Source organism: Arthrobacter sp. NA-172 (genome assembly GCF_043952055.1).
GTDB lineage: Bacteria > Actinomycetota > Actinomycetes > Actinomycetales > Micrococcaceae > Arthrobacter.
Window position 1 is genome coordinate 1845704 of record NZ_JBINOT010000001.1, and the last position, 23704, is coordinate 1869407.

At 63.9% G+C, this 23704-nt stretch carries 19 protein-coding genes and 2 pseudogenes; 6 read left to right on the forward strand and 15 right to left on the reverse strand.

Annotated elements, in window-relative coordinates; genetic code table 11:
• Positions 1-18 precede the first annotated feature (18 nt).
• The 12 genes and pseudogenes from ACF0H6_RS09145 to ACF0H6_RS09200 form a co-directional block, all read right to left on the reverse strand.
• Positions 19-1991: pseudogene (locus ACF0H6_RS09145) on the reverse strand (ABC transporter ATP-binding protein).
• A pseudogene (locus ACF0H6_RS09150) lies at positions 1988-3722 on the reverse strand (ABC transporter ATP-binding protein). The pseudogenes ACF0H6_RS09145 and ACF0H6_RS09150 overlap by 4 nt, the downstream one beginning before the upstream one ends.
• A gap of 59 nt (positions 3723-3781) precedes the next feature.
• Positions 3782-4060, reverse strand: a complete 279-nt coding sequence (locus tag ACF0H6_RS09155; RefSeq protein WP_395249317.1) for a hypothetical protein — start codon at positions 4058-4060, stop codon at positions 3782-3784.
• Positions 4061-4097: 37 nt separating this feature from the next.
• The gene (locus ACF0H6_RS09160) at positions 4098-4814 is read right to left on the reverse strand and encodes an SDR family NAD(P)-dependent oxidoreductase (RefSeq protein WP_395249921.1); all 717 of its coding nucleotides are present in this window, start codon (positions 4812-4814) and stop codon (positions 4098-4100) included.
• Positions 4815-4862: 48 nt separating this feature from the next.
• A complete protein-coding gene (locus ACF0H6_RS09165; RefSeq protein WP_395249318.1) occupies positions 4863-5636 on the reverse strand; it encodes an SDR family NAD(P)-dependent oxidoreductase in 774 nt (257 codons plus the stop codon).
• The gene (locus tag ACF0H6_RS09170; protein ID WP_395249319.1) at positions 5633-7141 is read right to left on the reverse strand and encodes a gamma-aminobutyraldehyde dehydrogenase; all 1509 of its coding nucleotides are present in this window, start codon (positions 7139-7141) and stop codon (positions 5633-5635) included. Before ACF0H6_RS09170 ends, ACF0H6_RS09165 begins: the two co-directional genes overlap by 4 nt.
• A 58-nt stretch (positions 7142-7199) precedes the next feature.
• Entirely contained in the window at positions 7200-8279 is a 1080-nt protein-coding gene (locus tag ACF0H6_RS09175) for a proline racemase family protein (protein ID WP_395249320.1), read from the reverse strand.
• Positions 8276-9193: a dihydrodipicolinate synthase family protein gene (locus ACF0H6_RS09180; RefSeq protein ID WP_395249321.1), complete on the reverse strand. Its 918-nt coding sequence runs from the start codon at positions 9191-9193 to the stop codon at positions 8276-8278. Before ACF0H6_RS09180 ends, ACF0H6_RS09175 begins: the two co-directional genes overlap by 4 nt.
• A gap of 27 nt (positions 9194-9220) precedes the next feature.
• On the reverse strand, positions 9221-10471 hold the full coding sequence (locus ACF0H6_RS09185) for an NAD(P)/FAD-dependent oxidoreductase (RefSeq protein ID WP_395249322.1): 1251 nt from the start codon (positions 10469-10471) through the stop codon (positions 9221-9223).
• A gap of 79 nt (positions 10472-10550) precedes the next feature.
• The gene (locus ACF0H6_RS09190; RefSeq protein WP_395249323.1) at positions 10551-11336 is read right to left on the reverse strand and encodes an amino acid ABC transporter ATP-binding protein; all 786 of its coding nucleotides are present in this window, start codon (positions 11334-11336) and stop codon (positions 10551-10553) included.
• Between the two features lie 59 nt (positions 11337-11395).
• The gene (locus ACF0H6_RS09195) at positions 11396-12178 is read right to left on the reverse strand and encodes an amino acid ABC transporter permease (RefSeq protein ID WP_395249324.1); all 783 of its coding nucleotides are present in this window, start codon (positions 12176-12178) and stop codon (positions 11396-11398) included.
• Between the two features lie 19 nt (positions 12179-12197).
• Positions 12198-13049, reverse strand: a complete 852-nt coding sequence (locus ACF0H6_RS09200; RefSeq protein WP_395249325.1) for a substrate-binding periplasmic protein — start codon at positions 13047-13049, stop codon at positions 12198-12200.
• Between the two features lie 377 nt (positions 13050-13426).
• Here ACF0H6_RS09200 and ACF0H6_RS09205 point away from each other — a divergent pair, with 377 nt between their 5' ends.
• Positions 13427-14932: a CoA-acylating methylmalonate-semialdehyde dehydrogenase gene (locus ACF0H6_RS09205; protein WP_395249326.1), complete on the forward strand. Its 1506-nt coding sequence runs from the start codon at positions 13427-13429 to the stop codon at positions 14930-14932.
• Between the two features lie 87 nt (positions 14933-15019).
• On the opposite strand, the gene ACF0H6_RS09210 is transcribed toward ACF0H6_RS09205, so the two are convergent.
• Complete coding sequence (locus ACF0H6_RS09210) at positions 15020-16549, reverse strand: PucR family transcriptional regulator (protein ID WP_395249327.1); 1530 nt, start codon at positions 16547-16549, stop codon at positions 15020-15022.
• 130 nt (positions 16550-16679) lie between these two features.
• On the opposite strand from ACF0H6_RS09210, the gene ACF0H6_RS09215 reads away from it, so the two are divergent.
• A complete protein-coding gene (locus ACF0H6_RS09215; protein WP_395249328.1) occupies positions 16680-18008 on the forward strand; it encodes an aspartate aminotransferase family protein in 1329 nt (442 codons plus the stop codon).
• A gap of 90 nt (positions 18009-18098) precedes the next feature.
• On the opposite strand, the gene ACF0H6_RS09220 is transcribed toward ACF0H6_RS09215, so the two are convergent.
• Positions 18099-18692: a short chain dehydrogenase gene (locus tag ACF0H6_RS09220; protein ID WP_395249329.1), complete on the reverse strand. Its 594-nt coding sequence runs from the start codon at positions 18690-18692 to the stop codon at positions 18099-18101.
• Positions 18689-19423, reverse strand: a complete 735-nt coding sequence (locus tag ACF0H6_RS09225; RefSeq protein ID WP_395249330.1) for a GntR family transcriptional regulator — start codon at positions 19421-19423, stop codon at positions 18689-18691. Before ACF0H6_RS09225 ends, ACF0H6_RS09220 begins: the two co-directional genes overlap by 4 nt.
• Positions 19424-19526: 103 nt before the next feature.
• Here ACF0H6_RS09225 and ACF0H6_RS09230 point away from each other — a divergent pair, with 103 nt between their 5' ends.
• The 4 genes from ACF0H6_RS09230 (at position 19527) to ACF0H6_RS09245 (ending at position 23687) form a co-directional block, all read left to right on the forward strand.
• A complete protein-coding gene (locus ACF0H6_RS09230; RefSeq protein ID WP_395249331.1) occupies positions 19527-19955 on the forward strand; it encodes a universal stress protein in 429 nt (142 codons plus the stop codon).
• A 72-nt stretch (positions 19956-20027) separates the two neighbouring features.
• Positions 20028-21887, forward strand: a complete 1860-nt coding sequence (locus ACF0H6_RS09235; RefSeq protein ID WP_395249332.1) for an APC family permease — start codon at positions 20028-20030, stop codon at positions 21885-21887.
• Positions 21888-21948: 61 nt separating this feature from the next.
• A complete protein-coding gene (locus tag ACF0H6_RS09240) occupies positions 21949-22785 on the forward strand; it encodes an alpha/beta fold hydrolase (RefSeq protein ID WP_395249333.1) in 837 nt (278 codons plus the stop codon).
• A 101-nt stretch (positions 22786-22886) separates the two neighbouring features.
• Complete coding sequence (locus ACF0H6_RS09245) at positions 22887-23687, forward strand: IclR family transcriptional regulator C-terminal domain-containing protein (RefSeq protein WP_395249334.1); 801 nt, start codon at positions 22887-22889, stop codon at positions 23685-23687.
• Positions 23688-23704 lie beyond the last annotated feature (17 nt).

Sequence of the window (23704 nt, forward strand, 5' to 3'; positions counted from 1 at the left end):
GTTTGACCCCGGACGGCCTCAGACCTCCGCGACTGGAGCCGCGAACTGGGCCTCATACAACCTCGCGTAAGCGCCTCCGGAAGCCAGCAGTTCCGCATGTGTGCCTTGCTCCACGATCTGTCCGGCTTCCATCACCAAGATGAGATCGGCGTCGCGGATGGTGGACAGGCGGTGCGCGATCACAAAACTCGTGCGGTCCGAACGCAAAGCACTCATGGCCTTCTGCACGAGCACCTCGGTCCGGGTATCCACGGAGCTCGTGGCCTCGTCCAAAATCAAGACTGATGGACGGGCCAGCGAATGCCCGGGCGATCGTGAGCAACTGCTTCTCACCTGCGGATACGTTGCTGCCTTCGTCGTCGAGCACGGTGTCGTACCCTTCGGGGAGGGAGTGCACAAAGCGGTCCACGTACGTCGCCTGGGCGGCTTCCAAAATTTCGGCTTCGGTGGCATCCGGGCGGCCGTACGCGATGTTGTCCCGGATGGTCCCGCCAAACAGCCAGGTATCCTGCAGAACCATGCCCATCCGCGAGCGCAGCTCGTACCGCGACATCGAGGCGACGTCGACGCCGTCGAGCGTTATCCGCCCGGCGTCGAGCTCGTAGAACCGCATCATCAGGTTCACGAGGGTGGTCTTGCCCGCCCCGGTGGGACCCACAATGGCCACTGACTGCCCGGGCTCGGCCACGAGACTCAAATCCGTAATCAGCGGCTTGTCCGCCGAATAGGAAAACGAAATGTTCTCGAACACCAAGCGCCCTCGCGTCACGTCCGGAACCCGCGAAGGCTCGGGGTCAGCGCTCTGTTCCTCGGTATCGAGCAGCGCGAAGACGCGCTCAGCAGATGCGACGCCGGACTGGAGCAGGTTGGCCATGGAGCCGAGCTGGGCCAGCGGTTGGGTGAACTGGCGCGAATACTGGATGAAGGCCTGGACATCGCCCAGTTGCATGGCACCGGAGGCGACTTGCAGCCCGCCCACCACCGCGATGCCCACATAGACCAGGTTGCCGATGAAGGTCAGCGCCGGCATGATCAAGCCACTGATGAACTGGGCACCAAAACTGGCCGTAAAAAGTTCGTCGTTCTTCTCGCGGAAGCGCTGCTCCACTTCCCGCTGCCGCCCGAACACCTTCACCAACGCGTGGCCCGTGTAGGTTTCTTCGATCTGTCCGTTCAGCTCCCCGGTGTTCTTCCACTGGGCGACGAACAACTTCTGCGAGCGCTTGGCGATCAGCATGGTGGTCACGAGCGTCAAGGGGACGGTGACCAAGGTAAGGAGCGCCAAGATCGGCGAGAGCAGGAACATCATGAAGATGACGCCCACCACCGTGAGCAGGGAAGTCACGGCCTGGCTGATGGACTGTTGGAGGCTTTGCGAGATGTTGTCGACGTCGTTGGTCACGCGGCTGAGCAACTCGCCGCGTTGCACCGAATCGAAATAACGCAGCGGGAGACGATTGATTTTCGCTTCGATCTGCTCGCGGAGCCGGTACACCGTCCGCTGCACGACGCCGTTGAGCACGTAAGCCTGGATCCAGCCGAACGCTGAGGCCAGGACATACAGGACCAGCACCCAAAGCAAGATCGAGGACAGCGCACCGAAGTCGATTCCGACGCCGGGAGTCAGGTCCATGCCTTTGAGCATGTCCGCTTTGGAGTTCTGGCCGGAGGCGCGCAGCCCCGCAATGAGCTGGTCCTTGCTCACCCCTGCGGGAAGTTGCTTGGAGACGACGCCGGAAAAGATCAGGTTGGTTCCTTGGCCGAGCAACCGGGGACCGATCACGGACAAGGTCACGCTCGCGACTGCCAGGAAGAGAACCAGTGACCAGCCACATGCGCTCGGGCCGGAGGGTGCCAAGAAGCCGCTTCGCGGAGGGCAGGAAGTTCATGGCCTTTTCGGCCGGGACATTCATGCCGGCGAAGGGCCCGCCGCGGCCGGGTCCCATCTGAGGACGCTGCGGCCGGTTGGTGGTGCTGGCTGCGTTGCTCATGCCGCCTCCTCCGCTGCGAGTTGCGAGGAAACGATCTCGCGGTATGTTTCGGAGGTTTCCAACAGCTCGTCGTGGGTTCCGCGGCCCACCAGGCGCCCGTCGTCGAGCACCAGGATCTGTTCGGCATCAGCGATGCTGGACACCCGCTGCGCAATGATGACCATGGTGGCTCCGGAAGTGTGGCGCTTGAGGGCCTGGCGGAGCCCTGGCGTCCGTGGCAGTGTCCAGGGATGAGAAGGAGTCGTCGAAGATGTAGAGCTCGGGTTGCTTCACGAGTGCCCGCGCGATCGCGAGGCGCTGGCGCTGGCCACCGGACACGTTGGTGCCGCCCTGCGAGATCGGAGCATCCAGCCCACCCTCCATTTCCTCGACGAAGTCCTGCGCCTGTGCAATCGAGAGTGCCCGCCAGAGTTCTTCCTCCGTGGCGTCGGGCTTGCCATAGAGAAGGTTGCTTCGCACGGTGCCCGAGAACAGGTAGGGCTTTTGCGGGACCAGCCCGATATGCCCCCACAGGAGGTCCGGGTGCAGTTCACGGACGTCGACGCCGTCGATCCTCACCGAGCCGCTGCTCGCGTCGAAGAGCCTCGGCATCAGGTTTACCAGGGTGGTCTTGCCCGCGCCGGTGCTGCCGATGATCGCCGTCGTCTGGCCCGCGCGCGCCTGGAAGCTGATCCCGTTGAGGACCGGCTGCTCGGCACCCGGGTAGGCGAATCCGACGTCGAGCAATTCAAGCTCGCCGCGGCCGGCGGTCTCCGTCACCGGGTTCTCAGGAGGCCGCACGCTCGATTCGGTCTCCAGCACCTCCCCGATGCGGTCGGCCGAAACAGCGGCGCGGGGAATCATGACGGCCATGAACGTAGCCATCATGACGGACATGAGGATCTGCATGAGGTAGCTCAGGAAGGCGATCAGTGTCCCGACTTGCATGGATCCGTCGTCGATCCTGAACGAGCCAAACCAGATCACTGCCACGCTTGAGACGTTGAGCACCAGCATCACTACCGGGAACATGAGGGCCATGAGCCGCCCGGCGCGCAACGCCATCTCGGTGACGTCCTGGCTCGCCGAGGCGAAGCGTTCCGTCTCCATGTCTTCGCGCACGAACGCGCGCACCACCCGGATGCCTGCCAGCTGTTCGCGGAGGACCCTGTTCACGGTGTCGATCCGGACCTGCATTTTGCGGAACAACGGCACCATCCGGACAACAATGAGGCCCACCGCCACCAGTAGCACGGGAACGCTCACGGCGATCAGCCAGGACAACTGCGCGTCTTGCCGCACGGCCATGATCACCCCGCCGATGCTCAGCATGGGTGCCGCGACCATGAGCGTGCAGGACATCAGCACCAGCTGCTGCACTTGCTGGACGTCGTTGGTGGAACGCGTGATCAGGGACGGCGCACCAAAGCGGGTGACCTCCCGCTCGGAGAACTCCCCCACTCTGGTGAAAATGGCACCGCGCAGATCCCGCCCCAGCCCCATGGCCGCCTTGGCACCGAAGTACACAGCCGTTATGGAGCAGGCGATCTGCAAGAGGGTGATGAGCAACATGACGCTGCCCGTGCCCAGGATGTACCCGGTGTCCCCCTTGGCCACGCCCTCGTCAATGATGTCGGCGTTGAGTGTCGGCAGGTACAGCGACGCAATGGACTGCGCCAACTGGAAGATAACGACGGCGATCAGCAGCCGCCGATGTGGCCGCAGGTACTGAACGAGAAGCTTCCAGAGCATCCGGTCTCCAACTCATATTGTGATTCGAAGGCCAGTCTACGACTGGTTGCTGAGGGCAACTAGAGCTTCTCCTTAGGGCGAAGCGTGGCGTGGAAAATGGTCAAGGAACTTCTCGATACCCGGTAATGGAAGCCGGTCCGGTCTTCATTTGCCCAGGCTTCGTAGAACTCAGCCTTTTCGTAGAGCTTTCTGTTCTCGGCCGGCGCTTGGAGCCAGAGGATGGAGCCATCCTCCGTGACGGCATCGACGCGTCCGCTGCATACCGGGCGTCCCTGCAAACGGATCTCGACGCTCGCGCCCACCAAGGTGGTCCAGTCGTTGATGGGCCTGGGACGCATGCCTGGGTTCCCTTTCTTCGGCAATTGTGGAGCCAGTTCAGCGGACGTAGTCCGCGCCGGTGATGTCGATGGTCGCGCCGGTGCTGTGGCGCGAGCGGCCGGAGGCCAGGAACGTGATGACTTCGGCGACGTCCTCCGGTGGTGTGAGCTCGCCCAGCGGCAGGCTGTGGAGCATTTCATCGCTGGGAGCCAGGTGCGCGGCGATATCCGTGGCCACCCAACCCGGCGCGACGGCGTAGGCCAGGATGTTCTCCTTGCCGTAACTGCGTGCTATCCCCTTGGTCAGGGCCAAGAGCCCGCCTTTCGCGGCACCGTAGGCGAGGTGTTCGGCGTCGTCCCCTCTGTGGGCCGAGCGGCTGGTGACGTTGACAATGATCCCGCCGCCGCGTGCCCGGAAGCCGAGGATGGCTTCACGGCAAAGCTCTGCGGGAGCGAGCAGGTTCAGCTCGAGGTTCGCCTCCCAGCCCTGGCGCCATGCATCGGCGTCGTCGATTTCGGACGGTAGCCAGGCGCCCGCGTTATTGACCAGGACGTCGACGCCGTCGCGCCAGCCGGCGGCTTCGGCCCAGACCCGACGGCGTTCGGCCGGGTCCCTGAGGTCGCCCTGGACCAGCTTGACGCGCTCGCCGAGTTGGTCCGCCGTTGCTTGGGCGGAGTCCTTGCCGTTTCCGTAGTGCAGCGCTACGTGCGCGCCCTCCCGGTGGAGCGCGACGGCGGTCGCGCGGCCAATCCCGCGCGACGCACCCGTGACCAGGAACTGTCTTTCCGGCCAGCATCCCGACGCCGGTGCTAACGCCGGCGCTCATGCCACGGCCTGCCCGCCGGTGATTTCGACCACGGATCCACAGAGGTACGGTGCCTCGTCCGAGGCGAGGAACGCCACCAACGCGGCCACTTCCTCTGGTTTTCCGATGCGGCCGAACGGGACTAGCGCATCGAGGTCTGCAACGGTGCGGCCTGATTTCGCGAGTCCTGCTTCGAGCATGGGCGTGTGGACCTCGCCAGGCGCCACGGCGTTGACCCGGATGTTGTCCGGAGCGTAGTCGCGGGCCAGGTTCTTTGTGAAAGCGACGACGGCGGCCTTGGACACGTTGTAGGCGATGTGCGCCGGTGCGGGGTAGAGGCCCCACTGCGATGCCGTATTCACGATGGAACCGCCGCCGGCTTGGATCATGTGCGGAAGCACTGCGCGGCAGAGGTGGAAGAGCGAGCCAACATTGACCGCGAAGGACAGGTCCCAATCGTGCTCCGTGAGCGAGAGCAGGTCTCCACGCCGGTTGACGCCCGCGTTGTTGACAAGGACATCGAGTCGCCCGCGGCTTTCCACCACGGCCGAGACCGCAGCCGCGCAGGCCGCGGGTTCCAGCAGGTCGAAGACCAGCGGCTCGGCACTGAGGCCGTCCGCTATGAGGCCCGCGGAAACGTCCTTCGCGGCAGGCTCGTTGGCGTCTGCCACGAAGACATGCGCACCTTCGGCGGCCAGGCGGCGGCTGATCGCTGAGCCGATGCCGCCGCCAGCGCCGGTGACCACAGCGGTCTTGCCCTCAAAGCGGCCGGCAAGTCCCGCCGTCGTCATTCCTGTCCGTCCGGGGAGGAACCCGCGAGGGAGAAAACGGTCCGGTGCCAGGCCTTGGCCTTCTCGCCGGTGAGGTCGAACATGACGTGTTTGACGACGGTGTATTCGTCCAGGGAGTAGGTGGACATGTCCTTGCCGAAGCCGGATTCCTTCATGCCGCCGTGGGGCATTTCGCTGATGATCGGGATGTGGTCGTTGACCCAGACTGCGCCTGCGCGGATTTCTCGGGTGGCGCGCAGGGCGCGATAAACGTCCTTGGTCCATGCCGAGGCGGCCAGGCCGTAGGGGGTGTCGTTGGCGAGGGCGATTGCTTCGTCGTCGGTGTCGAACGGCGTGACGGCCAGGACGGGGCCGAAGACTTCATCGCGGAAGATTTCGCTGTCCGGGGTCGCGTCGGCCACCAAGGTCGGGCGGTAATAGGAGCCGTTGGCGAGCTCACTGTCTTGCTCGCTGTTAGGGATGCCGCCGCCGAAGACGCGGGCGTAGCCGCGGGCGCGTTCGACCATACCAGCCACGGTCTCCTGGTGCTTCCGTGAGACGAGCGGGCCGAGGTCGGTTGCCGGGTCCTGGGTGGGGCCGAGCTTCACCTTGGCGTAGAGGTCGGCGACGCCGGTGATGAAGTCTTCGTAGATGGAGCGGTGGACGATCGCGCGGGTGGCGGCGGTGCAGTCCTGGCCGGTGTTGATGAGGCTGCCGGCCACCGCGCCGTGGATGGCGGCTTCGAGGTCGGCGTCGTCGAACACCACGAACGGGGCCTTGCCGCCGAGTTCGAGATGGACGCGTTTGGCGGTGGTAGCGGCGGCTTCCAGGACGGTGCGTCCGACACCGGTGGAGCCAGTGAAGGAGAGCATGTCCACGTCCGGGTGGCGCAGCAATTCCGCGCCGACGGTGGAGCCGCGGCCGGTGATGACGTTGATGACGCCGTCCGGGACCCCGGCTTCTGTGGCGACTTGGGCGAAGAGCAGCGTTGTCAGCGGGGTGATCTCGGCGGGCTTGAGGACGATGGTGTTGCCGGCGGCGATGGCGGGCAGGATCTTCCAGGCGGCCATCTGCAGCGGGTAGTTCCACGGGGAGATGGAGCCGATGACGCCGATCGCCTCGCGGCGGATCGAGGAGGTGTGGTCGGGCGAGTACTCACCGGTGGCTTTGCCTTCGAGGTTGCGGGCGGCACCTGCGAAGAAGGCGATGTTGTCGATGGTGCCGGGGACGTCGAACTCGCGGGTCAGCCGGATGGGCTTACCCGCTTGACGGGACTCGAGTTGCGCGAATTCCTCGGCGCGTTCCTCCATAAGTGCTGCGAATTTGGTGAGCACGGCCGAGCGCTCGGCGGGGGTCGCCCGGGACCAGCCGGGGAACGCGTCCCGGGCGGCCTGGACGGCGCGGCTCACGTCGTCGCTGCCGGCCAGGGTGATGGTGTCCACGACGCTTCCGTTGGACGGATCAATGACATCCACGGTCTCACCGGTGGTGCCGTCGACGAGCTTGCCGTTAATGAACTGGCTCACAACTCCTGCTTTCAGTTGGTTGGAAGATTCTTGAGGCGCGGGTGGGTGGGGTCGCCTGTCAGGCGCCCGGTGCCCAGATATCGCCCACGGTGTACCCGGACGGGAACGGGTCGGTGGGGTCCAGGACCCACTGGCTCCGGCCGGTGACCCAGCCCCGACCCGTGATCGTCGGAAGGACAGCCTCCCGGCCGCCGACCGTCGTCGTACCCGTCAGGCGGCCGATGAATTCGCTGCCGATGATGCTGTGGTGCGAGAAGTCCTCGCCGATCGCGAGTTGGCCGCGGGCGTGCAGCGCCGCCATCCGCGCGCTGGTCCCGGTTCCGCACGGTGATCGGTCCAGCGCGCCCGTCCAGGTGGACGGATCGTCCGGAAGCAGTTTGCCGTTACTTAGGACCACCGTGTTACGGTCCTGCCGCCCCGCGACCCTGTCGCCGGTATGCAGCATGACCAGGTTCACCCCGGAAACCAGCGGGTTCTCAGGGTGGCTGACGTGGATCTGCTCCAGCGCGGCCAGTTTGACGAGGGCACCGGCGCGCGCCAACTCCTTGCCTTTGTCCGGGTTCAGGTCCAGCCCGACGTCGGCCACACGGGCTTGGGCGAAGAACTGCCCCCCGAAGACGACGTCGACCGGCACCGTGCCGAGTTCGGGCACCTGGAGCGGGAAGTCGAGCTCGACGACGAACGCCGGGACGTTCACGACCGTCACCGACAGCACCTTGCCGTCGGCAACTTTGGCCACCGCAGTCACGACGCCGACGGCGGTGTCGATGGTGACGGTGGTTTCCGCGCCGTGCGTCTTCGGGCCCTGGATGGGCACGATGCCTTCCTCCAGCACCGCCGTCACGGCGCAGATGGTGTTGGACCCAGACATGGGCGTGAAGCCGCCCTGTTCGAGGACCACTATGCCGAAATCGGAGCCCTCGTTCACGGGTGGAAGGATGATCACCGAACACAGTCCCGGGTAGCCGCGCGGCTCGTGCAGCATGAGCCGGCGCAGCCAGTCCAGGTTTTCCTTGCAGTACTGCAGTCGCTCCGCCATGGTGTCGCCTTTGACGAGACCGGCGGCGGAGGTCAGGATCCGCCCCGGCTCGCCCTCTGCGTGCACCTCGATGGCGTCGAGGACGAGCCGGTTACTCATGCTGCTACTGCCGGGAGGACTCCGGCTTCACGCAGGATGCCGGCGAAGCGTTCACGCTCTTCGGCGGGCAGGGGCAGGATGGGCAGGCGCGGCGGGCCGGCGGGTTCGCCGATGAGTTCCAGCCCCGCCTTGATGCCGGCCACGTAGTTGACGGACTCCAGGAAGTCGCTAATGGCCCAAAGGTGCTTCCACAGCTCGCGGGCCCGCTCCAGGTCCTTTTCTTCGGCCAAGGCATTCCAGAATTCGACGGCGAGTTCTGGCACCACGCCGGCGGTTCCCCAGACGGAGGCTTCGGCGCCGGACGCGATGCCGAAGAACGTCAGGGTGTCCCAGCCGTTGAAGGCCTTGATGCGGTCGGTGCGGGAGGCCAGCAGATCGGCCAGGGTCACGGCGTCGCCGGAGGTGTCCTTCAGGTAGTCCACGCCTTCAATGTCGCCCAGCTCGGCGATCTCCGCGGCGCCGAGCTTCACGCCCGTGGCACCGGGAACGTTGTAGTAGACGATCGGGATGGTGATGGAAGCGGCGACCGCTCCCAGAAAGGACTTCAGAGTGGTGAAGTCGAGAGGGTCGTAGAACGGCGGAACCAGCATGACGGCGTCGGCTCCGACGTTCTCGGCGTGCTGTGCCAGGTCGATCGCGCCCTGGGTGGAGAGTGCACCGATGCCGGCCACCACCGGGATGCGGCCATCGGCGCCCTTGACATAGAGCTCGATGACGCGGCGGTACTCCTCGGGGGAGAGCGTGGTGAATTCCCCGGTGGTGCCGGTGGGGACCAGGCCGTGGACGCCTGCCGAGACGAGCCGCTCCACCTGGCGCTGCAGGGCGGGTTCGTCAACGGCGCTGCCGTCCTCGGTGAACGGGGTGGTGACGGCGACCAGGATGCCGCGAAGATCCTTCTTAGTACGGGATGACATGTGAAAGTCCTTTCGTTGGTAAAAGTTTTAGGCCGCGTGGTTGCGGCTGAGGAAGCGGGCGGAGGTGAAGGGCAGCAAGGCCGGCGTCTTCTTGTCCCGCAAGATGAGGTCGGTCAGGGCCGAGGCACTCCCCGGAGCCAGGGTGACGCCCAGCATGCCGTGTCCCGTGGAGACGAACGTGTTGCCGAGGCTGCCCAATGCACCGATCACCGGCATGCCGTCCGGGGTCATCGGGCGGATGCCTGCCCGCGGGATGACCGGCTCCGTGGGCGGCTCCCAGCCCTTGAAATAGGTGCGCGGCGCCCTCAGGATCGCGTCGATCCTGACCTGGTTGATCTTCTCGTCCAGGCCGCCGAACTCCATGGTTCCGGCCAGGCGGAGCCGGGCGTTGAAGGGGGTTACTGCCACCTTCGCATCGGAGAGGTTCACCGCACCGCGCAGCCCGTAGGCCGGCACTTCCACGCTGTAACCCTTGCCGGGCCGGACCGGCAGCGGCTCCTTGAACAACTTGGACAGTGGCCCCGTCCAGGCGCCGGCCGCGAGGACGAAGCGGTCGCCGTCGAACGTTTGCTCGCCGCTGTGCACCGAGCTGACCTTGTTGCCCCGGATGGTGACCCGGTCAACCGGGCTGTTTTCCACGATTTTGACGCCCAGCTCAACCAGCCTCTTGTGCAGCGACTGGACCATAGCCCCGGGATCGAGGTGGCGCTCCAGCGGGAAGTAGATGCCGCCATACACAGCATCGCTGAGCAGCGGCTCGCGTGTCCGGACATCGTCGCCCAACAGGACCTGCGGGTCCAGCTCGAACGACTTCGGCAGGTCGAGGTTGTCCAGGTGGTGCTCCAGGTTTTCCTTCTGCGTGAAGGCCATCAGCAGGCCTTCGTTGTGCATCTCGAAATCCATGCCGTCGGCGCGGTACTCATCGAAGGTTTCAATCGTGTTCTGCGCCAGGCGCAAATGGCCTTCGAAGCCCGCCCGCTGGTCCTGGAAATTGGAACGGCGCCACATGTTGAACATGAACTTCAGGAAGTCCGGCTGCACGGAAGGGCGGATGTAAAGCGGGCTGTCCGGCCGAAGCATCCACTTCATCGATTGGAAGATGACGCCGGGTCCCGGCACGGGCGCGGCCTCAGCCGGGACGACCCACCCGGCATTGACTTCCGACGCGCCCAGGCCCGTGTGCCTGGCATCGACAACGGTGACGGATTCGCCCTCACGGGCGAGGTGGTAGGCCTGGGTCAGGCCAATGACGCCTCCGCCAATCACAACGGTGTGCAATGTGTTTCCTTTCTCAGGGTTTCTACGCTGGGCCGGATCCGTTTCTAGGCTAGGCCGGATCCGGCCCAAAGGATCCGGCTCAGAAGCGGACGGCGTCCACGAACTTTTGCAGGTCCGGGTTGTCGCACTTCTCAAAGGCCAGTTCGGGCGTGGTGTTGACGGCGATTTCACCGTTGTGGAAGAACACCACGCGGTCTGCCGCTTTGGATGCGAAGGCCATGTCGTGCGTGACGAGCGCGACGGCGATCCCGTCCTCTTCCTTCAGGCGCCGCAGGACGTCGAGCACTTCTGCCGCAACGGGTGGGTCGAGCGCCGAGGTGATTTCGTCGCAAAGCAGCAGTTTCGGTTTCATCATCAGTGCGCGGGCGATGGCAACCCTTTGGCGCTCGCCGCCCGAGAGCTGGGTGGAACGGCTGAGGATGTGGTGCTTCATGCCCACCTCGTCCAGTGCCGCCTCTGCCCGGTCGCGTGCCTCGGATGCTGCCATGCCGCGGGTCTTACGGGGAGCCAGCGTCATGTTATCCAACACGTTCATGTGCGGCCACAGCGTGTAGGCCTGGAACACCATGCCCACCTCCGAGCGCACTGCGTCCCATTCCTTGGTCCGCTTCTTCTCGGCGAAAACCGTGGCTCCGTCAAAGGTGATCTCACCCTCATCCGGTTCCGTCAGTCCCGCCAAAGCGCGGAGGAGTGTGGACTTGCCTGATCCACTCTTGCCGATGATCACGGTGATGTCTCCGGCGCGCATGTCGAAGTCGACATTGTTGAGGATGGTCCGGTCGTAGAAGCTCTTTTGCAGGCCGCGGGCTGACACCAGTGCCTGACTGGTGTCAGGCGTTGCCACCGAGTGTGCCGGTGTAGTCACGCGAGTCCTTTTCTGCTCGAGATTGACTGGCGCACTGGGGGTGATGGCGTTGTCCTGGATCATGCTGCCACCGCCTTGGTAACGGGCGCGTGCGTCCGGGCCAACTTGGTGCCCGCAACCTTCGTGCCGGGCATCATGCGGGCCAGCAGGCTGGGGCCGGGTTTGAACCCTGGCCCGGAGGTGTTTTGCATCCGCCGCTCGATGGCACTGGTGATCAGGGAGACCGGGAAAGCGATGGCAAAGTAAATCATCGCGGCGAGGGTGAAGATTTCCAGGGCCCGGTAGCTCTGGGCCGAAATCGTGTTCGAGACGAACATCAGGTCGGAGACGGCGATGGTGGAGACCAGTGCCGTGTCCTTGAACAGGGAGATGTTCAGCGACAGGATGACGGGCAGCTGCTGGCGCATGGCCTGCGGGACGATGATGTAGCGGAGCTGCTGGAAGCGGCTGAGCTGGAGCATCCGGCCGGCTTCAACCTGCTCCACCGGGACGGACTGGAAGCCGCTACGGTAGGTTTCTGCCATGAAAGCCGTGAGGTTCGCGGTCAGGGCGATGACTGCGGAGGCGTACCCGGGAAGCGTCACTCCCGTCAGGGCGGGCAATGCGTAGAAGATCCAGAAAAGCTGTACCAGCAAGGGCGTGCAACGGAAGATTTCGATGTAGCCCTGGGCGGCCCAGCGGATCACTTCGATCGTGGACATGCGCCCTACGGCAACGGGAATGGCGAGGATCATGCTGATCACGATCGTGATGACGGTGATCTGGAGCGTCAGTCCCAGGCCTTGGATCATGCTGGGCAAGGCTTGTGCAACCACGCCCCAGTCGAAGGTGTATCCATTCATGTCGTTCTCCTAAGGGAGGCTATTTCTTTTCAAGGTCGCCGAGGTTGTCGATTTCGACGTAGTTGACCTTGGCGTAGGCCTGCTTCAGTTCGCCGCTCTTCTGTGCACGTTCGATCGCAATGTTGACGATCTGAAGAGACCGGGAATCAATGGTGGCCGGCACGCCGTACGCGGCGGAGGCGGAGTAGATCTCGGGGCTCGGGACGACGATCTTCAGGGACTTGTCCGCCTGGGCCTGGGATTCGGCCGTGGGCAGGTCAGTGAATTCGGCGATAGCACGTCCGGCGTTGACTGAGGTGATCGCGTTGGAGTAGCTGTCCACGGACATGATCTTTGAGGTGTGGCCTTGGAGGGCCTTCTCCGGAGCGGAACCCTGGGCGGTGGTGATCTGGCCGCCATTCGCGATGAGCTGGTCAGTGGTTTTGAGCGGTGAATCGGATTTCACCACGAAGACGCCCTGGTACTGGTAGACGGGGTCGGTGAAGCCAATCGCCAGAGAGCGCTCCACCGTGTAGTCAAGGTTGGCGGCAAAGTCGTAACGGTTGGCTTGGAGACCAGCCACAATGTTCTTCCATTCAGCCGCAACCGGTACCAGTTTGACTCCCAACTGATCGGCGAGGGTCTTCAACGGGATAAGGTTCGGCCCACCGAGCGTCCCGTCGGCTTGCTGGACGGTCATCGGCGGAGCAATCGCGACGCCGACCCGCAGCTCGCCGCGCTTCTTGATTTCATCAATGAAGCTTCCCTGGGCTGAACTGGAGGAGGAAGCCGAGGCTGGGCTTCCCCTGAAGCCGGAACCGAAGTATCCCGCAGCTATGGCGACCACGATGACGCCGAGCACCGCCAGGATGATTTTGCTTGCTTTGGACATGTTGCACTCTCTTCTGAGGAAAGGACACCGGGACGGCCGCGGGGCTGCGGCCGATGAAGCCGATTCGCCTAAGTTGTTTTATTGTCAGGCAATTTGGCTGCTTGTCACAGCCTAACTTGTGATCGTCCTCACGTCCAGACCCTTGTCAGACAATCTGAAAATTTATTGCCCCGGGCTCGGCGGCCGCCCCGCCTCGACGGGCGGCCGGTGATCACGAGGCGCCGCGGCAGGGCTCGGCCCCCTTGAGACGGGCATGGACATCCGGCGCTTGAAGCCACCGCATTTCGACATGCGTCCAACACCGCCTGTCGGTTGCGCGGCCTACTCTTTTCAACAGATGGTCTCCATCGACCCTCCAACAGAAAGAGAGACGTCCTGTGTCACAGCCAAATGACCTCCCGGTGATTCCGCACTGGATCGGCGGGGAATCCGTATTCTCCTCCGGCAGCCGCACGGCGCCGGTCTTTGATCCTGCCCGCGGCCTGGAAACCAAGCGCGTCGGCCTGGCCACGGCCGAGGACATCGAGTCCGCGATCTCTTCCGCTTCCAAGGCCTTCCCTGCCTGGCGGGACCTCTCGATCACCAAGCGGCAGCAGATCATTTTCCGCTTCCGGGAATTGCTCAACGAACGCAAGGGCGAACTGGCGGAGATCATCACCTCCGAACACGGCAAGGTGGTTTCGGACGCCCTCGGGGAGATTACCCGCGGCCTTGAGGTCGTCGAGCTCGCCACGGGCTTCCCGCACTTGATCAAGGGTGAGCACTCGGAGAACGTCTCCAGCGGCGTTGATGTCTATTCAACAAAGGCGCCCATCGGCGTCGTCGGGATCATCAGCCCGTTCAACTTCCCCGCAATGGTTCCCCTGTGGTTCTTCCCCATCGCCATTGCCGCAGGCAATACGGTGGTCCTGAAGCCGAGTGAAAAGGACCCCACCGCCGCGAACTGGCTGGCCGCGCTCTTCTCGGAAGCCGGCCTGCCGGACGGCGTCTTCAACGTGCTCCACGGGGACAAGGAGGCTGTGGACGGGCTTCTCGAACACCCCGATGTGCGGGCCATCTCGTTCGTTGGCTCCACCCCCATCGCGCAGTACATTTACGAGAACGCAGCCCGCCAGGGCAAGCGCGTCCAGGCCTTGGGCGGCGCGAAGAACCACATGCTCGTACTGCCCGACGCCGACCTCGACCTGACCGCGGATGCCGCCATCAACGCGGGCTTTGGTTCGGCCGGCGAACGCTGCATGGCGATCAGCGTCGTCGTCGCCGTCGAGCCCGTGGCGGACGAGCTGATCGAAAAGATCACCTCGCGCATGTCCACGCTGAAGATCGGCGACGGCCGCCGCAACTGCGACATGGGCCCACTGGTGACCAAGGAACACCGGGACAAGGTGGCGTCCTACATCGACGTCGCGGCTGCCGACGGCGCAACCGTTGTAGTGGACGGCCGCGGTATCGAGGTGGACGGCGACGAGAAGGGCTTCTGGCTCGGCCCCACGTTGATCGATGACGTTCCGGTGTCCTCGCGCGTCTACACCGAGGAAATCTTCGGACCTGTCCTGTCGGTGGTCCGGGTCAACAGCTACGAAGAAGGCCTGAACCTGATCAACTCCGGGGCATTCGGCAACGGAACGGCCATCTTCACCAACGACGGTGGCGCAGCACGGCGTTTCCAGAACGAAGTGGAAGTCGGCATGGTGGGTATCAATGTGCCCATTCCCGTTCCCGTGGCCTACTACTCCTTTGGCGGATTCAAGAGCTCCATCTTCGGCAGCGCCAAGGCCTATGGACTCCAGGGATTCCAGTTCTTCACCCAGGAAAAGGCGATCACCTCACGCTGGCTCGATCCCAGCCATGGAGGAATCAACCTAGGCTTCCCGCAGAACTAGTAACGGCAGGATAAGTTTCCGCGGAACCAGTGGCAGGGCCTTCGGCGCAGATCGCCGGAGGCCCTGCCTACTTTCGACGGCGGGCGCCTAGCCCTCTTCCAGAAAGTCCAGGGCTGCCATCAGCTCAAGCCGGTCCCGCAACAGGTCAAGGTTCAAGCCGAGAATGCTCCCGGCCGTGTCGATTCGGCTTCTCAGGGTGTGCCGGTGGATTCCGAGTTGCCTGGCGGTGAGGTCCCAGGTGCAGTTGTTCTCTATCCAGGAGCGGACTGTGGAAACCAGTTCAGTGTGCTGCTCGGCGTCGTGGCTGAGCAGCGGCAACAGCATCCGCTGCGCCACCACGCCTGCCTTCTCGCGCCGTAAGAGCCCCATCATTCCGGAACCGGACACTTCCGTGAAGTGCACCAGGGGTTGCGAAATTTCCACAGCGCGCTGGAGAGCGAGTTCCGCTTCCTGGAGGCCGCGCTGAAGGGACGCCAAGGCACCCGGGGCAGACGTCCCGGCTATCGCGGAATTTTCCTGCAGGAGCGCGGTCACCTTTTTCTGCTGCGCCTCACCAGCAAGAACGACTACCCGTTCCCCGCGCTGCGCGTAGAACACTGCGCCGCGGAAATCGTCGGCGAGCAGTTCGAGGGCTTCCAGCAGATCGGAGCCATGGTCCGAAGGCTGGGTGAGCGTGAGGGTGATCGGCTCGGCAGGAAGCCTTCCCCACACCTGGCTGGCAGTGCGCGCTGCCACGTCGATGTTTCCGGAAAGCAGCTGCTCAAACACGCCGGCACGCAGGTGTCGGCGGGCCGTATCAAGGGTGCGGGCCTGTTCGAGGGCCAGGCTGGCCAGGGCAATGACGCTGTTGATGATGTCCGTCCGGGCCGGGTCCATGGGCTCCATGCCCCCCAAGGCCAGTACGCCACGAAGCCTGTTGCGCCGGCCCAAGGTCTGCAACGTGACCTGTTGCCCCTCAATCTCAAGCTGCGAAGCCAGTCGGTAGCGCTGGTCGAGGGCGCCCCGGACAGCGCCTTCAACCGAAGAAACGAGGGCTGACGGTACCGGGCGGTTGCCGGGCATCCGGACTTGGTGGCCTGCGGCGTCGAACAGTGCCACCCAACATTGAAGCTGACGTTCCAGCTCACCCATGATGGCCGTGAGCCCGTCAGGGCGCAGTGCCGCCCGGGCGATGGCGCGCTGCGCCTGCAACGACCACTCCGACCGCGCGTTTTGCTCCTTCGCCAAAAAGTCCGCCACCAGCCGGATGATGGCGATAAAAGGAGTCCGGTCGGGGACTTCGAACAATGGCAGCCCCTGCTCGCGCGAGGCCGAGACGAGTCCCTCCGGCAAACCGCCGTGGATGACCTGGGTCGCGAAACCAAGCCCTTTGATGCCATGCGACACAAGGCGGGAGACGTAATCGTCAAAGATCTCTGTGTCACGGGATTCGAGTGGAAACTGGGTCCCGTCCGTCAGGAGGAGCTGCCCGGAGTCGAGGAACGGGGTGGGATCGGCCAGGTCCGAGCTGTGTACCCAAGAGACCGGCTCATCCAAAGCGGGCGCACCAGATTCCGGCGTGATGAGCCTGAGCCTGAGCGAACTGCTCCGCAACAGGAAATTGATGCTTGGCGGCACGTTGAGCCCCTTTGGAAAAGTGTCGAATCAGATGGATCCGATTATACAAACGTCCAGAGATTCTTGGGGTGCACTCCAGCCATGATGAATTCACCACCCGATCCCCGAAGAGCCCTAAGAGAGGATTTCCATGGCCGGCCAGACCCTCCTGGAACAAAACATCAGCAACGCGGACGCCGTCGCCTTGGACCGCGCCTACGTCTTCCATTCCTGGTCCGCGCAGAAGGCCCTGAATCCCCTTGTCATTGCCGGTGGATCAGGGAGCACCATCTGGGATCACGATGGCAACACTTACCTGGACTTCTCCAGCCAGCTCGTGAACACCAACATCGGCCACCAGCACCCGGCCATGATCGAAGCCATCAAGCAGCAGGTGGACTCTCTGGCCACCCTGGCTCCCGCCCATGCCAGCCACATCCGTGGACTGGCCGCGCAGCGCATCCTGGAGCACGCTCCCGAGGGCATGGCCAAGGTCTTCTTCACCAACGGCGGCGCTGACGCCAACGAGAACGCCATTCGCATGGCCCGGCTGCACACCGGACGTGACAAGGTTATTTCCCGCTACCGCTCGTACCACGGCAACACTGGTGCGGCGATCGCGGCCACCGGCGACTGGCGTCGCATCCCCAACGAATACTCCCGCGCCCACGTCCACGTCTTCGGCCCCTACCTTTATAGGTCGGAATTCTGGGCCGAGACTCCGGAACAGGAAGCGGAACGCTCCCTGACCCACCTCCGGCGGGTGATCGAACTGGAGGGGCCGCAGTCGATTGCGGCCGTCCTCCTGGAGACCATTCCTGGTACGGCCGGGATCCTCCTTCCTCCCCCCGGCTACCTTGAGGGCGTGCGCGCACTGTGTGACCAGCACGGAATCATGCTCATCCTCGACGAGGTCATGTGCGGTTTCGGCCGCACCGGCGACTGGTTCGCCCTCGACGCCTACAATGTCAAGCCGGACCTCATCACCTTCGCCAAGGGCGTGAACTCCGGCTACGTTCCGGTGGGCGGGGTGATCATCTCCGAGGAGATCGCGGCGACCTTCGACGAGCAGGTATTCCCGGGAGGCCTCACCTACTCGGGCCACCCGCTGGCTGCGGCTTCCATCGTCGCGTCGATTGACGCATTCGAGGCAGAAGACATCGTCGGAAATGCCGCTCGCATCGGGCGGGACCACCTCGAGCCCGGCCTGAACAAGCTCGCAGAGCGCCACGACGTCATTGGCGAGGTCCGCGGCCGCGGTGTGTTCTGGGCAATGGAACTGGTCGAAGACCGCGCAACCCGCACCCCGGTCACCCCGGCATTCATGGGAAGGGTCAAGTCCGAGCTCCTGGGCCGGGGACTCCTGCCCTTCATCGCCGACAACCGGATCCACGTTGTGCCTCCGGCGGTCGTGACGCCACAGGAAGTCGCGAAAGCCTTAGCCATTTACGACGAAGCCCTCACGGCGGCGCGCGGCTAGGCGCTGGATCACAAAGCTGGATCACAAAAAGGAGGCGGCCACTTCAAACCGAAGCGGCCGCCTCCTTTCTTGGATCACTTTGAAGACGAATCAGCCCAGCGCAAACACGCGTCCCGTCTGGACGCCCTCAACCGATTTCACGTAGGCCTGCCCCACTGCTTCCGCCGGGATGCGGGGGAAGCCCGGAAAGTAGTTGTGGTAGTCGGTGGCTTCTTCAAGGACCGACGGGCTGACAACATTGATGCGCAGCCCCCGCGGAAGCTCAGCCGCGGCGGCCATCACGAATGATTCCAAGGCGCCGTTCGCCAGAGAGGCGACCACGCCTGTGTTGATCGGCTCGCGGGCGAGCACGCCGCTGGTCAGGGTGAACGAACCGCCGTCATTCAAGTACGGCGTGCCAAGGCGCACCAGGTTGACCTGACCGAGGACCTTGTCCATGATTCCCTCCCGGAAGTCGTCTTCCGTGAGTTCCTCCAAGGGTTTGAAGGGTACGACGCCGGTGCACGCGACAATGGCGTCCAGCTTGCCTACTTGCTCGAACAGGCGCGCAACCGAAGCGGCGTCCCTAAGGTCGACGGCGACCGCTCCAGATCGCGATGCCTCAACCACGTCGTGGCGTTGCGACAATGCATCTGCCGCGGCCGCGCCCAGACGGCCGCTGGCGCCAATGACAAGAATCTTCATGCAGTTTGCTCTTCGGTGTTCGTGAGCGCGATGAACTCCTTGGCGCTGCCGATGGTATGGATCCTGAATGCTTCTTCGATGGCCGCCATGTCACCGGTCTTCATGGTTTTGACGAGCTGTTCGTGGACGGCGTGGGCGCGCACGGGGTCGGCGCGCGTGGCTTGGTCCTGTGCCAAGGCTATGGTCAGGTGGGCTTCCGTCACGGGCCACAGCCGCAAAAGCAGGGCGTTTTCCGATGCCGCCCAAATGCTTCGGTGGAAGGCGATATGAGCTTCGTGCAGCACTACCGGGTCCGGGTGGAATGCTACCTTGTCATACTCTGACCAGCTGGCTTCGACGATCCCCATGCGCCGCCCGGAGGTATCCTCCAGGATGGAAGCAACGGCGAGCATGTCCAGTGCCATGCGTGTCCGGGCGATGTCGAGGACCGCCGCCGCATCCAGCATCGCGACCCTCAAGCCCCGGTAGGGCTCCTGCACCAGCAGGCCCTCCTGGGCGAGTTGCGTCAGCGCTTCCCGGATGGTGGGGCGGCTGACATTCAACATGGCAGAAAGCTTCACTTCGGTCAGCTTGTCACCTGGTTTGATGGATCCTGAGACGATGCCCCTGCGGATCTCGTTCATGACAGCATCTCGCCGCGAGACCGAGGCCACGGGCGACAGGCCGCCCACTCCGCCTGTCGAGGTCCCCAAACCGTTCAAGGTGCCGGATGGGCTCGCATCTTTCATCATCGTCCGCCTAGCAATTCATCGCAATTCATCAAGACGCTCCGCTGATTGTCAGACGAAGTTACACTAAGACTATACGGTCGAGTCAAACGCTAGGAAGTGAACATTGAGCGGAATCATTGTTGTAGGAGTAGACGGTAGCGAAACGGCCATGAAGGCCGCGGAATCTGCCCGGGACTTGGCCGTTGCGCTTGGCTGTGAACTCCACGTGGTCACCGCCTTCGAGCGCGACCGCACGGAGGTGGTCGGAAGCGGCAGCGACCAATTCGACCTCGGCGACGCAGCATCTGCTGAAAGAGTGGCCCGGGACGTCGCCCGCAGTCTCAGGTCAGCTGGGCTGGACGTCTCATACTTCGCCATCCGCGGCACGCCTGCCCAAGCCCTCATCCAGCAAGCGGAAACCCACAACGCCCGAATGATCGTCGTCGGAAACCGGAGGATGCGTGGTCTCGGCCGGGTGCTTGGAAGCGTGGCAAACAGCGTTGCGCACAACGCTCCATGCGCCGTGTACATCGCGAAGACCGACGAGGGGTAGAAGCGTTCGGAGGGGCGCTTACCGTCGACGGCGCCTGGAGCTGAAGCCACGTAGCCCGGCCAAGGAGCAGACATGAATGACAATGCGTCTCGGCTTCCCACGGAGGGAGCCTTCGAGGGTAGCGACGCCCATCTGAAAAAAGAGATCGGACTGTTCGGCCTTATTGCTCTCGCCGTCAGCGTGCAGATCGGCTCGGGATGGCTGCTCGCGACGCTCGCGGCAGCCAGCATTGCAGGTCCGGCGTCAATCGTGACGTGGGTGCTCGGCGCCGTCTTCTTCGGCATTATCGGTGTCACGTGGATGGAGCTCGGGACAATGCTTCCGCGCTCGGGCGCGGGCGTGCGGTACCCGCGGCTCACCCATGGAGCCTTCCTTAGCTGGATCAATGGCTGGGGATATCTCATCGCCGCACTGTCGCTGCCGGTTATCGAGGTCCAGGCCGTCATCACCTACGTCGGCGGCCACTGGCCCGAACTCGGACTACTATCCAAGAGCGGAGGTTCCACGGTCCTCTCCTGGCCTGGGGGCATCGTCGCCGGTTTCGTACTGCTCGTCGTATTCTTCGGCCTCAACTCGCTGGGCGCCAAAGTACTCAGCGAGTCGAACAAGTACGTCACCATTTGGAAACTCGTCGTCCCGCTCGTCACGGCCGCGCTCATGTTCGTTGCGTTCTCCTCGGCGAACTTCACGATCGGCGGCGGCTTCGCGCCCCAGGGGGCCGGGGCGATCTTCGGCGCCCTCGCAAGCGGCGGCATCGTCTTCGCATATTCAGGCTTGCGCCAGATCCTCGACTTCGGTGGTGAGGCGCTCGACCCCCAACGGAACATCCCCATCGCGATCGTCGTTGGCGGTCTCCTGATTCCGCTTGTCATCTACGTGCTACTGCAGTTCGGATTCATCGGCGCAGTCAACTGGGACTCGGCCAAGATCGCCGCTGGTGATTGGCACGGCCTACTCGGGAGCAACTGGGCTTCGGCGCCCTTGCTGAACGCGGTCTCCGCGGCCGGTTTTGCATGGTTCTCGGTGATCCTCCTCACCGATGCCGTGCTCTCACCGGCTGCTACTGGATGGGTGTGGCTGGGCATTGGCTCCAGGTCGGTGTACTCGATGTCCGTCAACGGCGAGTTGCCCCAACGGTTCCAGCGGATCAATAAGTTCGGGACCCCGGTTATCGCGCTGGCGAGCTGCACTGTTCTGGGTTTCTTCTTCTTTTTTCCCGCCCCCAGCTGGTACTCCTTCGTGGGCCAAGTCTCGATCGCTCTCACGCTCAGCTATCTCATGGGCGGTCCAGTGGCCGTAGTTCTCCGGCGGACAGCCCCTAGCCTGCCCCGTCCGGTGCGGATCAAGGCCCTGGGCTTCTGGGCCGCCCTTGGGTACGTCGCCAGCTTGCTCCTGATCTACTTCGCCGGATGGATCTCCCTGATCAACCTCTTCACCGTAGTCTTCCTCGCGCTGCCTCTCTACGGCGCTTACACCAGCGTCCAGAGGGGCTGGAGCCGTCCGATTCCGAGCTGGTTCATCTCCGGGTTGTTCACTGCCGCATGGATCGTCCTCGCCGAGGGCGGCGGCTGGCTCTTCCCGCAGAACCAGAAGCAGGCACCCGGCGGCTGGGCTTTCCCGGTGTACTTCGCTGGCTTGGTGCTGAGCGTGGCAGTCTTCATGGCTGGCCTATATTCCGTGAGCACTTCCGCGGGCCGCCGACACATCCGCGGCGGAACGTGGATGGTAGCCACTTTCCTCACCACCCTTTTTGTCTCCTACATCGGACAGTTCGGCCCTCTGGATCAGGCGGTATTGGGGTACCAGACTGACGTCCTCCTCATGGCCGTTGTCGGCCTCGCATCCTTCGGATGGTCGGTCAGATCAGGCGGCCCCACCGAGGAACTGACGGAGATCCTCGCGGCTAACCGGGCCGCGAAAGAGTCCCCCTGAAACCCTCTTGAACAGTAGGCTGGGAACGCTCGAGAAGAACCGCTACGAAAGGACCGGGGTCATGGCTTACGTCACCGTCGGAAATGAAAACAGCACCGAAATCGAGATCTACTACGAGGACCACGGGACCGGCCAGGCAGTGGTCCTCATCCACGGCTATCCCCTGGATGGTTCGTCCTGGGAAAAGCAGACCGCCGCGCTGCTCAACGCCGGCTACCGCGTCATCACCTACGACCGCCGCGGCTTCGGCAAGTCCAGCAAGCCAACCATCGGCTACGACTACGACACCTTCGCCGCAAACCTGAACACCCTTCTGGAGACGCTCAACGTCAACGACGCCGTGCTGGTGGGCTTCTCGATGGGCACCGGTGAAGTGGCCCGTTACATCGGCAACTACGGCTCGGGCCGGGTGGCAAAAGCGGTGTTCCTCGGCTCTTTGGAACCGTTCCTCCTGCAGACGGAGGACAACCCGGCCGGCGTCCCGCAGTCCGTGTTCGACGGCCTCGCCGAAGCCGTCACGGCAGATCGCTACGCCTTCTTCACTGAGTTCTTCAAGAACTTCTACAACAGCGACACCTTCCTCGGCACGCCCCGCCTCAGCGAGGAATCCGTGCGCAACAGCTGGAACCTCGCCGCCCAATCAGGCGCCCACGCCTCGGTAGCCGCGCAACCGACATGGCTCACCGACTTCCGCGCCGACATCCCCAAGATCGACGTTCCCGCCCTCATCGTGCATGGCACCGCGGACAACATCCTCCCGATCGACGTCACCGGCAGGAGATTCACCGAGGCGCTGCCCAGCGCCGAGTACATGGAGATCGACGGCGCCCCGCACGGCATGCTATGGACGCACGGCGCCGAGATCAACGAAGCCCTGCTGAGCTTCCTCCGGAAATAGCAGTACCCGACGACGACGGCGGCTGCCACCCGCCGTCGTCGACGGGCCAAACCTGAAGGGTCATTCCTTTAGACAGCCGCCCGATGGGATAGATTCGAACAGTGCCAAGCCACCCGGAAACTGCCCCAAATTCAACGAGGAATGACCCCGACCATGTAGAGGCACTGGCGCGGGGTTTGTCCGTGCTGAAGGCATTCAGCAATCAGGACAGGCCATTGTCCGTCACGGATGTCGCCGAGCTCGTCGGTATCACCCGGACGGCGGCGCGGCGTTTCGTCCTCACGCTGGAGTACCTGGGGTATCTGTCCTTTGACGCCAGCGGCTACTCCCTGCGGCCGGCCGTCCTGGAGCTCGGGGACGCTTATCTGCTCAGCCACAAACTGCCGACCATTGCACACCCGCACCTCGCCTCGCTGGTTCAAGCGGTGGGCGAGACGGCATCGTTGACAGTGCTGCATCAGGGCCGGGTGATCTACGTGGACCGGGTCCACGCGGACCGTGTCCTGACTGTCAACATCATCATCGGCACCAGCCTGCCCGCCTATGCCACAGCCACAGGCCGCGTCCTGCTCTCCGGCCTGCCCGACGCGCAGTTGAATGACTACCTGGAGTCGCTGGTCCCCGAAAGCCTCACCGAAAACACCACGATGAACATCGGGGAAATCCGGAAGCGTATCGCCGCGGCAGGTGAGCACGGCTGGTCGCTCGCCGATCAGGAATTGACCGAGGGACTGCGGTCCATCGCCGTTCCCGTGCGGAATGCCGCCGGTGGCATCCTCGCAGCCGTCAACGTCTCCGCACACGCCACGCGGATGAGCACCGAGGCCCTGCGCACCACCGTGCTGCCCCAGGTGGAACGGGCTGCGGCAGGCATCGCCGACGACATCGCCGCCGCCGGATAACTCCGACGACGGCGATT

Coding starts and splice junctions, on each gene's coding strand:
- ACF0H6_RS09155 (WP_395249317.1), bottom strand. CDS start 4,060: ATGCGTCCCAGGCCCATCAACGACTGGACCACCTTGGTGGGCGCGAGC.
- ACF0H6_RS09165 (WP_395249318.1), bottom strand. CDS start 5,636: ATGACGACGGCGGGACTTGCCGGCCGCTTTGAGGGCAAGACCGCTGTG.
- ACF0H6_RS09175 (WP_395249320.1), bottom strand. CDS start 8,279: ATGAGTAACCGGCTCGTCCTCGACGCCATCGAGGTGCACGCAGAGGGC.
- ACF0H6_RS09180 (WP_395249321.1), bottom strand. CDS start 9,193: ATGTCATCCCGTACTAAGAAGGATCTTCGCGGCATCCTGGTCGCCGTC.
- ACF0H6_RS09195 (WP_395249324.1), bottom strand. CDS start 12,178: ATGAATGGATACACCTTCGACTGGGGCGTGGTTGCACAAGCCTTGCCC.
- ACF0H6_RS09200 (WP_395249325.1), bottom strand. CDS start 13,049: ATGTCCAAAGCAAGCAAAATCATCCTGGCGGTGCTCGGCGTCATCGTG.
- ACF0H6_RS09215 (WP_395249328.1), top strand. CDS start 16,680: ATGGCCGGCCAGACCCTCCTGGAACAAAACATCAGCAACGCGGACGCC.
- ACF0H6_RS09220 (WP_395249329.1), bottom strand. CDS start 18,692: ATGAAGATTCTTGTCATTGGCGCCAGCGGCCGTCTGGGCGCGGCCGCG.
- ACF0H6_RS09225 (WP_395249330.1), bottom strand. CDS start 19,423: ATGATGAAAGATGCGAGCCCATCCGGCACCTTGAACGGTTTGGGGACC.
- ACF0H6_RS09235 (WP_395249332.1), top strand. CDS start 20,028: ATGAATGACAATGCGTCTCGGCTTCCCACGGAGGGAGCCTTCGAGGGT.
- ACF0H6_RS09240 (WP_395249333.1), top strand. CDS start 21,949: ATGGCTTACGTCACCGTCGGAAATGAAAACAGCACCGAAATCGAGATC.